Below are 12717 nucleotides of genomic sequence, written 5' to 3' on the forward strand. Positions count from 1 at the left end.
TCAGCTGCCTCCGAAATTCTTGTCTGGTCCAGGCAAATCAATCATTGACTTCTGTATATTCTGTCCCATTTTCTGATCTTTTCTGACAAAGGTGCTTACTATGCTTTGGACACTGCTTACATCTCGAAGAACGGCTGCCTGTACAGTTTCCGTATATCGTTTTAGTGTTTCTACGGATTTCTTTGCCTCAGCATTACCGCTGATTGTTGTCTCACTGGAAAACGTAATCGGTACCGTAATGTCCAGCTGATCAGCCGCCTGTGACAGCTTGGTTGCCTGATTCTGTGCCTCCAAGGGATTAACATTTAAATTACTCATTGTTTCCACTCCTTTTTAATTCCGTAATCGCCAGCAACAACTAACTCGTTGTAATAATAGTATAGCATAAGGCGCATTCTTCATGATTTATTTTTTGAATAAACACACATCTCTTTAGACAAATTTTTTCAGCAGACTGTCCCTCTATAAATCCTCATTCTGAACAACTAAAAAACCAGCTATATACTAGTCTCAATGACTGTATATAACTGGTTGAAATCATTTCCTGATTTATTGTCTAGGTTCTCGCTTCAAAATGGACCTTTTTGTCTACATAGTACATAATCGGTGCTGAAACTGCCATTATTATCAGTTCGCTTAAGGCTAGGAATAAATAGGTTTCCCAAAAGCCTTTGTCAGCAGCCCCCATATTCATCAGCATTAAGGCAATCAATGCCATAGATATGGTAAAGAATATAGTATTTAGCACAAGCAGGGTCTTCTTATCCTTAATAAAATAGGAAAGAATAGCTGTTAGTCCAAGTGACAGGAAGGTTTGTCCCCCTCCGTAAATCACATCTACAATTCCAAAACCGCCGTAGACGAAATTAAAGATAATTACGCCGCCTAAGACGCCCCACATCAGCTTTTTATTAAACACAACTAGATGATTCAGGCTTTCTGAAATTCTGAATTGAATCGCTCCTGATGCAAAACCAAAGGATAGCATCGATAAAACGATATACGCTGCTACGATCATTGCATTAAGAGTTAGTACTTTTACTTTATTGCCGGTTGATACAGATGATTGCATTCTATCTCCTTCTTTCTCCGAGTTTTTTTACTGGGGATGGTTGATGAACCCAGGCAGCCAAGCTTTATCTGCATTAGACCCTTTATATCTTCTGCTAAATAATAATTGGCAACAGTGCTTATTGTAGACGCGATAGAGGGGTTTGTCAAATCCTGTTTTTCAAGTAAAATGAGCCCGGGAGATCTGGTACACACCCTTTAGATAGAACGCTGAAATAGAAAAATGTCTGCTTGTTAGGATGCGCACCCTTCTCCTCTACCTCATGCTTCTTCTTATTTTTATAAATAGTATGCATTTCTGCCGCAAACTTTTTTATGCATGACTGAAAAAATCAAAATCCCTTGTACTACTACAAAGAGTCTTACTTTCTTTAATTCTTAGACAAACCCTCATGGATTTTCTCAAGATTCCACTTCATCATGTCATAGTACGTATCCCCATTTTCTCCTTTTTCAGCTAACGAATCAGTAAATATTTTGCTGAAGATAGGCAATTCGGTTTCTTTGGCAAGACGCTCCATACTTCTTGAATCGACAGAGGTTTCTACAAATAACACGGGGACTTTAGAAGCTTTAACTGTATCAATGATTGTCTTCATCTGATCTGGCGTTCCTTGACTTTCCGTATTAATTTCCCAGATATAGGCTGCTTTTAACCCATATGCTTTGGAAAAATACTTAAACGCTCCTTCACTCGTTACGAGCAGCTTCTTTTCTTCCGGAATATCGGCAAATTCTTTTTTCCCTTTCTGATCTAATTCTTTCAACTGATTGAGGTATTTTTCTGCATTTGCCTGATATTCAGCGGCGTTCGTTGGATCTTTTTCAACAAAAATCTGCGTGATGGCTTCAACATAAGCAATACCGTTTGTGATATCCAGCCAGGCATGGGGATCTTCCTGACCACTGTCTGCTCCGCCGCTAAGATACAGCGGTTCTACTTGTCTGCTGACAGCAAAGTAATCTTGATTTTCTTTTTTCCCTGCGGTCTCCATCAGCTTTTCAAACCAGCCATTTCCAGTTTCAAGATTTAAGCCATTGTATAAGACAACATCTGCAGTACTGGCCTTTTGAATATCCTCCGGCAAGGGCTCGTATTCGTGGGGATCGGTTCCCACGGGGACGATGCTGTGCAGCTCAATATGACTGCCTCCGACTTGCTCAGCCATATCAGCCAAAATAGAATTAGTCGCAACTACCTCAAGCTTCGCTGATTGCTTTGTTTCTTCACTCTTATTTTCATTAGCTGTTTTACTTCCGCAGGCACCTATGATAAAGAGTACACCTGTCAAAGTCAGCCATTTCATTATTTTTCTCATTTATCGTTGCCCCCTTCTCCATTCAGACAGCAGTCCTTTACTCGGTGTGAATAAAAAGGTCAAAATAAAAATTGCTGCTGCTGTTAAAACAATCGTCGCTCCTGAAGGTAAATTATAGCTATAGCTGAAAAACAGCCCTACAATCGAACTTATTACACCGATTAGGATGGATAGCCCAATCATTTTTGACAAACTATTTGTCAGCTGATAAGCAGCAGCCGCTGGTGTAATCAGCATCGCAATCACTAAAATTGTTCCTACCGTCTGCAGCGAAGTCACGGCAACTAAAGTCAATAAAAACATTAGCAGGTAGTTAATCAAGCCCACATTCAGACCATAGGCCTGCGCCATCGTCGGATCAAATGAAGTGATTTTCAGTTCCTTATAAAAAAGCAGCACAGCCAGCAAGACAACCACTCCTACCCCAGCGGTCAAATACATATCAGAATCCCGAACGGCTAACACATTCCCAAACAAGATATGATAAAGATCTGTTGCACTTTTCGCAAAGGAAATCAAAATGATACCTAGGGCAAAGAAGGAACTAAAAACAATCCCTATTGCGGTGTCTGTTTTTAATCGGCTGTGTTTGGTCACAAAGCCAATCAGCGAAGCAGAGAGCAATCCGAAAACAGTTGCGCCAATAATATAACTAGAGCCGAACAGGTACGAAACCGCTACACCCGGCAATACTGCATGAGAAATTGCATCTCCCATCAGAGACATCCCCCGTAAAATAATGAAGGAGCCGATGACACCGGCAATAATTCCCACTGCAACAGATGTAAATAAAGCATTTTTCAAAAATTGATAGTTTACCAGTCCGTCAATAAAATTTGATAGCATTTATTTTCCTCCCAACTTCAGCATTTCAGCGATTTCTTCTCCATATGCCTGCTTCATATTATCTAAATTGAAAACTTCTGCTACAGGTCCGGCGGCTATCAGCTCTCTGTTAAGTAAAATCACCTGATCAAAATAGTCCTGAACCTTATGCAAATCATGATGGACAATCATCATCGAAATCCCTTCATCCCTTAATTGCTTTAACAGCTGAATCATTATTTTCTCGCTTGCTGCATCAATCCCTGCAAAGGGTTCATCTAGAAAAATCCACTCTGCTTCCTGTGCCAATGCTCGAGCGATAAATACCCGCTGCAGCTGGCCGCCTGACAGCTCGCTAATTTGATTTTGTGCAAAATCTGTCATTCCGACTTTTTCCAGACATTTCCAAGCTAGCTGCTTTTCTTTTTTTCCGGGACGTTTAATCATTCCTAGTTTAGGATAGGTTCCTAATAAAACGACATCAATTACATTAATTGGAAAAGCTAATTCGATATTTTGCCGCTGCTCCACATAAGCAAAACGCTTCAGACGTTTCTTAATCGGCTGCCCTAGATAGGTACTTTTTCCGCTTAAGGCTGGAATCAACTGGAGAACCCCTTTTAAAAAAGTTGATTTTCCGGCACCATTTGGTCCTAGAATTCCAGTTAACTGCTCTTCCTTTACTACGACATCAATCGCTTCTAAAGCAGTTCTATTTTTATAAGTAATTGTTAAATTCTCAATGACTAAATTCTTGTCCATTTAGCTTCACCTCTTTTTATTTTTAGGCACACCTAACTTTTTAATCATTCTAATACATCTTGCTTTTTTTATCAACTAAAAAATAGCGTTTCAGCTTTTATTTAGAAAAGGCTACTTGCTCATACATGTGATTATGACTTCCAATATAACCACGGTCTTCCATTTCTTTTTGCTTTTTGTTCATGCTATACTTAAGGTGAACCAGAGAGCTCCTATGCTGGATAAGTTTAAGATTTTGTCGTTATTTTCAATGCCTTAGTCTATGAAGAAGGAGATGCTTATCATGCTGAAAAACTATGAACGAATTTTAGTTGCTGTGGATGGATCCAAAAATGCTGAACTCGCTTTAGAACACGCTGTTGATATCGCTGCTCAAAATCAAGCGGCACTGTATATTTTGAGAATTATCGATGAACAGGCAATCAGTCATAGCTCCTTTGCTTTTTCTAAAGTTATGGAGGAAGAAAAAGAATTAGCTGAAAATGAAATGGAGCAGCACCTTACTTATGCTGCTCAACATGATTTATCAACTGTTACTTCGATTATTGAAATCGGCAATCCGAAAGAGTGGGTTGCTACACTCATACCAACTGAAGAAAATATTGATTTACTTGTAATTGGTGCAACTGGGAAAGGTCGCCTCAGCGAAAAAACCGTTGGTTCAACAACGACTTATGTTGTGCAAAATGCGCCATGTACCGTTCTTGTCGTAAAAGAATAAACAATATTCATGTCAGCAATTAAGACCTGTCTGAAAAGTTTCACTACTAGAATTTTCAGGCAGTTCTTAATTAATTGCTGTTTTTTTATAAATAACTGTTAGATAGTGATATTACTGAATTTACAACTATGATTTTTTTAAACTTAGTTATCAATAAAAAAAGTCTGGAATAAAACGAAAGATTCGTTTTGTTCCAGACTCTAAATTCGAATAAGCACTCTTTTATAAACCTTTTTTATCAAACTATTTTTTTGCTACTCATTCAGCTAAATAGTTCAAAGCGTACTGTACATGATACTCAGCAGCCAAGAGCAGTCCTCTTTCATCGATATCAAATTTTTCATGGTGATGCCCATAATGAGTAGCGGGATTCTCCGGATTTCTGGTTCCTACACGACCATAAACTCCGGGTGCTTTACTTAAAAAGTCTGCAAAATCATCTGCTCCCAAGCTTTTTTGATGATTGGTAATCACATTTTCAGAACCGACAATGTCTGCAGCGACTTTCTGAGCCAGTTGGGTGGATTCTGCCTCGTTGATCAATGGAGCAGCTGCATCATAAATAGAAAAGTCCGAAACTTCTGTTCGATGGGCCTGAGCCACTTGTCTGGCAATCTCTTCGACCCTTGCCAAAACAAATGCCCGTGTCTCATGAGTGAATGCCCGAACTGTTCCTTCAATCTCAGCATGATTGGCAACGATGTTGTAGCGTGTCCCCGCCTTGATAACGCCAATCCCAACAACTACTGGATCTAATGGCGAGACTTCCCTTGCGACAATTTTCTGCAGCTCTACCACAATGCTCGCTGCGGTCAGAGCTGCATCTCTTCCTACCTCTGGTTGAGCTACGTGACTACTAAATCCTGTCACTTCTATTTTGAAGATATCACAGGATGCGTTGGTTGGTCCCGGCGTTGCCACTAGCTTGCCCACAGCTACGTTGGAATCAAGATGGATGCCGAATACTCGATCTGCTTGCTCGACAAAGCCGCCGTCTACAAACTGACAAGCACCGGCTCCAATTTCTTCAGCAGGCTGAAAAGCCAGCTGAATCGTTCCCGAAAAATCCTCTTCATGATTCTTTAAAATCTTTGCGGCTCCCAGCAGAGCTGCCGCATGACCATCATGACCGCAGGCATGATTTAATCCCGGATTTTTCGATTGATAGTCTTTCCCGGTTTTGTCTGCCAGTTCCAATGCATCAATATCCGCCCGCAATAAAATGGTTTTTCCAGCCTTTTTCCCTTCAATGGTTGCCAGAACGCCGGTCTCGCCCACCGCTACATACGGAATAGCTAGCTTAGTTAATTCTGCTTTAATCTTTTCAATTGTTTTGTATTCTTTTAGACTAGCTTCCGGATATTGGTGAAAATGTCTTCTCAGAGTAATAATCTCCTCTTCTATGTCTAGAATCTCTTCTCTAATTGTCTTTTCTTTTACAATACTCATTTAGTCCATCTCCTTTTTTATTTACGTCCGAAAGTTTCCCATGCTGGCACGCTTGAGCCCTTTGATGTATCTTCAATCACTTTTTTTGTTGCATCCTGCTGGTAGGCATCCACTATTTTTTGATACAGCTTATTATCCTCATCTTCTTTTCTCGCCACAATGATGTTGACATATGGCTTAGAGGTGTCATCAACCGGCTCCAGATAAATCGCATCTTCTGTTGGAATGAAGCCAGCGTCAACTGCCATGCCGCTGTTAATAACAGAAGCGTCAACATCTTGTAAAGCCCGAGCGGTTTGAGCAGCATCCAGCTCTGTAATTTTCAGATTATGTTTGTTTTCGGTAATATCATTAACTGTTGGCGTCTGCTGTTTATCCGGATCTACTTTAATTAATCCTGCGCTCTGCAACAGCAGCAAGGCTCTACCGCCATTTGTCGTATCATTAGGAATGGCTATTTCACCGCCGTCTTCAATATCTTCAATATTTTTTAGTTTGTCTGAATAAATACCTAAAGGTGCACTGACCGTATTTCCAATAGAAACCAGTTCTGTATGATGCTCCTCATTGTAATTGTCTAAGAAAATCTGATGCTGAAACGAATTCAAATCGATTTCCTTTTCTGCTAATGCGGCATTAGGTTGGGTATAATCGGAAAACTCGATAATTTCTAAATCAATATCTTCTTTCTTCAGCTCTTCTTTGACTGATTCCCAAACCTCGTTATTGGCTCCAACGACACCCAATTTCACGACCTCGGTTTTAGTGCTCTTCGCATTCCCGGAAGTACATCCTGCTAATACCAAGCCTACAAAAGCCAAAGCGGCCAAAATTTTTACTGTTTTTTTCATTTAAATTCCCCATTCCTCAATGTGATGTTTTTTTGATTAACACGTTGCTGATAAACTGACTTAGAAAAACGAATAATAGAATAATAACTGTTGCGGCTATTGTGACATCGGTCTGAAAACGATTGTATCCTCTAGTAATTGCCAAGTTGCCTAAGCCGCCGGCACCAATTGCTCCAGCCATAGCTGTTAAGCCAATTAGATTGATCACTGTTACCGCAGATACCCGAATAATACTTGGCAGGCCTTCAATCAGATAGACACGGAAAACGATCCCGATGGGACTGGTTCCCATTGCCTCAGCAGCTTCAATGATTCCCTGATCTACTTCCAGCAGTGCGTTTTCTATTTGTCTGGCAAAAAAGGGGGTGACTCCTACAATCAACGGCACCAATGCCGCCGTTGTACCAATGGTTGTTCCGGTTAGAAAGCGAGTAATCGGCTGAATCAACGCCAGCATGATAATAAACGGAATTGAACGGCAAAGGTTGATGATTTTATCCAAAATACTATAAATCGCTGTATTGGCAAAGATTCCTCCTGGTGCAGTCGTTACCAGGACCACTCCTAAAAGTATACCGAAAATTCCAGCCCCAAAAGCTGTCCAGAAAACCATGTAGAGAGTCTCCCAAGTACTGCTGATAAATTCCTGTTTTAGCTGAATGACATTTGGAAAATAGTTTTGTAATAAGCTTCCCATTCTTGCTCCTCCTTAGATTACCTGAAAGGCTCTTTTTTCCTGCAGCTGTACTTTAGCCTGCAGCGTAGTAATTTTCACCTGCTGCTTTTCCAGATATTCTCTGGCTTTTTCCCGCTGCTTCTCTTCTCCGGACAGTACCACAATCAGACGACCAATCGGTACCTGCTGCACAATTTCAACATCACCGTATAAAATATTAGTAATGACATGATATTTACTGAACAGCTGCGCAATCAATGGCTCACTAGTTTGTTCTCCTACATAAGACAGCTCAACTAGTTCTTCATTTTCTTTTAGGTTTGTCAGCGTTGGATGTTCAATAATTGTTTGTAAGGCTTGATCAATATGAGCTGCGGTCCGAATAAAATCTTTTGTCAACGCTTCTTTGGGATTGCTAAATACTCTCACAATGTCGTCTTCTTCAATTACTCTGCCGTTTTCCATGACCGCGACCCGATTGCAGATTTCCTTTACCACCTGCATCTCATGGGTAATCAAAACAATCGTCAATCCTAACTCCTGATTCAGCTTTTTCAATAGCTTTAGTATTTGACCAGTTGTCTTAGGATCCAAAGCACTGGTTGCTTCATCACACAAGAGGATTTCCGGATCATTTGCAAGTGCTCGGGCAATTGCGACCCGCTGCTTTTGCCCGCCAGACAGCTGGCTGGGATAGGCTTCCTGTTTTTCCTCCAGCCCAACCAGCTGCAGCAGCTTTTCAATCTTTGCTTTGCGTTCACTCTTTTTCAAGCCGGAATATTTTAATGAAAAGTCCACATTATCGAAGACTGAACGCTCATTCATCAAGTTGAAATGCTGAAAAATCATTCCTATTTTTTTGCGCTGTTCTCTAAGCTTTTTCGGAGAAAGTGTAAGTATATTCTCCTGATTGATTGTTATTGCTCCAGCAGTTGGACGCTGCAGTAGATTAATCACTCTAACCAACGTACTCTTTCCAGCTCCGGAGTATCCAACGATGCCAAACACATCTCCTTTATTAATCTGCAGCGAAACGTTTTTCACTGCTTCAATTGTTTTCTTTTTTTCTTGAAAGACAACATCAATATTTTTTAATTCAATCATGTTTTTCACCCCTCAGTTTATTTAGACAGGCAATTCAATCGCTATAGCAATGAACGCCGGAAAATCTGCTATACTATGCTCTTTTCAAAAATAGATACATCCTATTAGAAAAAATAAAAAAAGGCATCCTCAAATGTATGATTTTCATACACTTGAGGACGCCTTCTGCGTGTTACCACCTCATTTCGATACTTATTCACATAAGTATCCTCTTCAGGTACGGCGACAACTGCTCGCTTATACCCTGGCACGTTAACGGGTGCAACCGTCGCCGTCTTATGATTGCTCACTCGGGGCGCTGCTCAATGGCCATTTTCCATAATTCTGTCAACACCCGTTCTCAGCTCTTCGGGCTCTCTGTTGGATGACATCCATATGTACTTTCCATCTCGATGCGTTTGTTTTGTTTTTATTATTGCTGTTATGGCCGGACTTAAAAAAATAAAAAAAGCCCTTCTACTGGTTGTTCAGTAAAAGGGCGAATAATCGCGGTACCACCTTATTTTTTGAAACAGATTCTATCTGCCTCTCTCCATTCAAGTCATTGTTTAACTTGCTGCATTGATAACGGGTGCCGCCCGCAGCTGCTTACCTATCAACAGCTTATTCTCAGAGACCATCTTCTGCTTTTCTACCTTATCTCCTTTCACCAGACGGAGACTCTCTAAAAAGATAATCCAAACATACTCTTCTCTTCAATGAATTTTTTTATTTAAGTGTTGATTAGCATTCTATCGAATTTTTTTTAGTCTGTCAAATCTTTTTTCTATCTTTTTTTTTAAATTATTTTTCAGAAGCGTTTACTTCATCACCTATTGATAAACTTTGGAAAATGTATCCAACATAGCAATCAATAAAAAAAATAGGTAAATTATCAGTTTTCACAGCATAAATAAGCGTGTTGGCAATCAATTCTCCCATCGTTTCCTGCACAGCCTGTCCTTCATGTTTATCCGCTTTTGGTCGTTGTTCTAAACGCAGGTTAAAGCCCTTAATCAGTTGCTTGTCCAATCCTTGAAAACTAGGCAGCTTTTCTCCCTCATTAAAAATCAACAGCTGTTTCAATTGTTTTACTTTTTCTGGGGCATTAATAAATAAAGATAATTTTTTTTGAAACAAATCAGAGCTTTCTTTATCAACGACAATTGGAAATTCTACCATCATCGTATGGATAAACCGCTGATTTAACTGTTCTAAAAATTGATACTTATTTCCATATAGCTTCTGAAATAGTTCACGGCTAATACCGGATCTTATTAGCAGCTCAGTCTGGGAAATATGCCAAAAATTTTTTCTCTTTGTCAACAGCTTCAAAGCGGTCAACAGCTTTCCATCAACTTCTTGTGCATAATCATTACGAAGCATTCGCCTCACCTGTTCCTTTTCTTTCCATCTTAGTTAAATTTTATGTTTTATAATTAAAACCGCCAGCTTATCACCGTTGTCCAGTTCCTTCCTCATTCCTTTATAACCATCAGGAACAACAATTGAAAACAATCGTTTGGATTTGACGGCAGCCTCCATAAATAAACGAATAAATGTATCGCTTAAATTGCCGTCAATGACCAGCTTTACTGATTGATTGCGAATCATTTCCTTTACCCCTTTAAGCTGTTTTAGAGGGTCAAGCAAAAGCTCTTTCCATGTGATAAAATGAAGAATACTGGCAGGATGACTGCCTAAGAGTAAATCAGACTGCTGCTCCTTTCCTGTGGATTGCTTCAGTCGTTTTTGAATGTATTCTTGAATGTTTTTCATTTCAAATCCCCTTTCCTCAGCTTTTACATGTGAATAAGGAGAGTATAAACCTTCAAGTCCCTTGAAGGTCAACCATTGAAGGGAGTTTTTTTATGGAAGAACGAAATTTTTATACAGTTAGTCAAGTTGCCGACATGTTGAAACTGCCTGCCTCTATGATTCGATATTGGGATGATCAGGGATTAATCCATTCCACCCGTCACCCTGAAAATGATTATCGTCTCTTTTCTCTGGAAGATGTTATCTTAATTAGCGATATTGATTTCTATAGAAAGCTGGGAACACCAGTTAAACAAATCAAGGATTTGGAAAGTAAAACGGTTATTGAAAAATTGGCTATATTAGATAAAACAGAGGATGAAATGAAGAAACAGATGGTTCAGCTGCAATTAAGACAAGAGCAGCTTCAGAGGAAAAAAAGACAAATTACACATCTCATAGAACTAGATGCAGGTAGTCTTAGATTGTCTAACCCGACTATCAGCCAAATTAATAAGGTTGACTTGACAGATAATCAGGTTCATCAATCTATCCTGAAAAACCCAGCACGCTTAGGTTTTCTTTTGGATGAAAGCGGTAAACAGCTCAGTCTTGGCTATGCAGTAACAGAACCAGCTGCTGAAATCCCGCACATCTGGCAAAAAAGCTCTGAAAATGTAGACTATTATGAGTTTCTTCTGGAAATAGGACAAGAAGAGCAAATGAATATCGAGACCATTAGAAATGATATAATAAGCCAAGGCTATCAACCTGGGAATACGGCAGGCTATTACCTTATGAGTGCAGCTGATCCAAAAACGGCCAGCTATGTTGAATATTATCACGCCTGGATTGAGGTCGAGACAAAAGTGTTTAGCTCCGAGAACCAAGTAGGTACTGTTCAACATCAGCTCATCCCTCGCTGTGTTTCACAGCAATAAGACGAATTATCCGGAAATTGTCAAGAAACACTACGAGGGAACCGAGTAGATGTTGATTGATACCTACCTGGAGCTTTTCATATTTTTGAGATAGTTCGGCTTATTTCCGAGAACTTCAACTCTTAGTGCTTTTAGCACTTAGAAGTTGATGCTATCGGAACAAAGTGTAGTGAGCTACTTTTGCGTCTACGGTTCTCACTATGTTGCGATCCTCGAAGCATACAAAGACTGGAACGCCGTTTATTTGGATTTTAGAGAAAGAAGAGTTCAGGCATTTACTTATGTCCCACTCACAAAACTAAATAAACGGTGTGCTGACATTCTCCATGCTTTAAAGATTAGAACAAAACAAGAACCTTGGAAACAGAAGCTGACTCTTAAAAAAAACAGATGATATAAAAATGGTATCTCCCATTTTTATATCATCTGTCTAATTTTTTTAAGACACAATATTTCCACAACAACGTTTTTCTATGCCTATTGAAATAAACTTCGGTCTCTCCAGCCGGTAATCAGCAGCCACATAAAACCAATAAAAATAAGAACATATAGCAGCATACCTATGGGATTTCTAGGATTAAGCGCCCAGCCAACACCAAGGCTTTTAGGTATAACAACTGGTGAGTGCCAGCCGCTATTTAAGCTATCTTTAGGTGTCACAATAAAATAACGGGCAACTGTTAAAATATACATCACAGCAACTAGAACAACCGGCAGCCAATTCGGTGTAAAATTAATTTTATCCCAGATACCTAATAGGAACAGCAGCAGCACAACACTAATCAAGAAACCGTCTAACACTTTTCTTTTTTTCAGCTGTTCCAGTTTTTTTGCATCCTCATTCATTCTTTTCATTAAATGGTCATCTCCTTTAAGTAATAAATCCAGAGAAATACCATAATAATCACTCAGCAAAATAATCGTGGGAATATCAGGAAAATTTCTACCAACCTCCCAATTTGAAATTGTCTGCCGAGACACATGGATCTGATCGGCAACCTCCTGTTGTGTGTAGCCAAGGTTTTCCCGCTGCTCCTTTAATTTTTCTCCAAGCGACATCTGATTATTCCTCCTTCATCCAACTTTAAAAAATTAACCTATAAATGACAAGCTAATCTTACTGGCAAACCACAGAATATGCAAGCTCGATATTCAAGCATCCCGCCATTACAATAAAACAAAAGAGTTATCGGTCGCTTTCCGATAACTCTTTTAGTTTAAAAATAACTAAGATTTTATTTGATTGAACAACTGATTAAAC

General features: G+C 39.6%; 14 protein-coding genes and 2 other annotated features. Of the genes, 2 read left to right on the top strand and 12 right to left on the bottom strand.

The genetic code is table 11. The features are described from left to right. From ACPWSO_RS14750 to ACPWSO_RS14770, 5 genes are all read right to left on the bottom strand, one after another. Complete coding sequence (locus ACPWSO_RS14750; RefSeq protein WP_426084345.1) at nt 1–318, bottom strand: TIGR04197 family type VII secretion effector; 318 nt, start codon at nt 316–318, stop codon at nt 1–3. A gap of 238 nt (nt 319–556) precedes the next feature. Then, nucleotides 557–1072, bottom strand: a complete 516-nt coding sequence (locus tag ACPWSO_RS14755) for a QueT transporter family protein (protein ID WP_426084346.1) — start codon at nt 1070–1072, stop codon at nt 557–559. A gap of 370 nt (nt 1073–1442) precedes the next feature. Further along, a complete protein-coding gene (locus ACPWSO_RS14760; RefSeq protein WP_426084347.1) occupies nt 1443–2390 on the bottom strand; it encodes a metal ABC transporter substrate-binding protein in 948 nt (315 codons plus the stop codon). Then, nucleotides 2391–3236, bottom strand: a complete 846-nt coding sequence (locus ACPWSO_RS14765; protein ID WP_426084348.1) for a metal ABC transporter permease — start codon at nt 3234–3236, stop codon at nt 2391–2393. Then, nucleotides 3237–3977: a metal ABC transporter ATP-binding protein gene (locus ACPWSO_RS14770; RefSeq protein WP_426084349.1), complete on the bottom strand. Its 741-nt coding sequence runs from the start codon at nt 3975–3977 to the stop codon at nt 3237–3239. It lies immediately after the preceding gene. 283 nt (nt 3978–4260) lie between these two features. Between ACPWSO_RS14770 and ACPWSO_RS14775 the strand changes: the two genes are divergently transcribed. Then, the gene (locus tag ACPWSO_RS14775; protein WP_426084350.1) at nt 4261–4698 is read left to right on the top strand and encodes a universal stress protein; all 438 of its coding nucleotides are present in this window, start codon (nt 4261–4263) and stop codon (nt 4696–4698) included. 258 nt (nt 4699–4956) lie between these two features. On the opposite strand, the gene ACPWSO_RS14780 is transcribed toward ACPWSO_RS14775, so the two are convergent. From ACPWSO_RS14780 to ACPWSO_RS14805, 6 genes are all read right to left on the bottom strand, one after another. Beyond that, nucleotides 4957–6147: an amidohydrolase gene (locus ACPWSO_RS14780; protein WP_426084351.1), complete on the bottom strand. Its 1191-nt coding sequence runs from the start codon at nt 6145–6147 to the stop codon at nt 4957–4959. Nucleotides 6148–6164: 17 nt separating this feature from the next. Continuing rightward, entirely contained in the window at nt 6165–6998 is an 834-nt protein-coding gene (locus ACPWSO_RS14785; protein WP_426084352.1) for a MetQ/NlpA family ABC transporter substrate-binding protein, read from the bottom strand. A gap of 16 nt (nt 6999–7014) precedes the next feature. Then, nucleotides 7015–7695 (bottom strand): methionine ABC transporter permease, encoded by a 681-nt coding sequence (locus ACPWSO_RS14790; RefSeq protein ID WP_426084353.1) that lies wholly within the window; start codon nt 7693–7695, stop codon nt 7015–7017. Nucleotides 7696–7707: 12 nt separating this feature from the next. Continuing rightward, the gene (locus tag ACPWSO_RS14795) at nt 7708–8778 is read right to left on the bottom strand and encodes a methionine ABC transporter ATP-binding protein (RefSeq protein WP_426084354.1); all 1071 of its coding nucleotides are present in this window, start codon (nt 8776–8778) and stop codon (nt 7708–7710) included. 151 nt (nt 8779–8929) lie between these two features. Then, nucleotides 8930–9180, bottom strand: a binding site (T-box leader). A 69-nt stretch (nt 9181–9249) separates the two neighbouring features. Beyond that, nucleotides 9250–9486: a binding site (T-box leader), on the bottom strand. Nucleotides 9487–9561: 75 nt separating this feature from the next. Then, on the bottom strand, nt 9562–10143 hold the full coding sequence (locus ACPWSO_RS14800; protein WP_426084355.1) for a hypothetical protein: 582 nt from the start codon (nt 10141–10143) through the stop codon (nt 9562–9564). A gap of 33 nt (nt 10144–10176) precedes the next feature. Then, entirely contained in the window at nt 10177–10536 is a 360-nt protein-coding gene (locus ACPWSO_RS14805; protein ID WP_426084356.1) for a hypothetical protein, read from the bottom strand. A 92-nt stretch (nt 10537–10628) separates the two neighbouring features. On the opposite strand from ACPWSO_RS14805, the gene ACPWSO_RS14810 reads away from it, so the two are divergent. Then, entirely contained in the window at nt 10629–11456 is an 828-nt protein-coding gene (locus ACPWSO_RS14810) for a MerR family transcriptional regulator (protein ID WP_426084357.1), read from the top strand. Between the two features lie 477 nt (nt 11457–11933). Here the strand turns inward: ACPWSO_RS14810 and ACPWSO_RS14815 are convergent, their stop codons facing one another. Beyond that, the gene (locus ACPWSO_RS14815; protein WP_426084358.1) at nt 11934–12515 is read right to left on the bottom strand and encodes a helix-turn-helix domain-containing protein; all 582 of its coding nucleotides are present in this window, start codon (nt 12513–12515) and stop codon (nt 11934–11936) included. Between the last annotated feature and the right edge of the window lie 202 nt (nt 12516–12717).

Origin of the sequence: Enterococcus sp. LJL51, assembly GCF_049894025.1 — a bacterium.
Lineage (GTDB): Bacteria > Bacillota > Bacilli > Lactobacillales > Enterococcaceae > Enterococcus_L.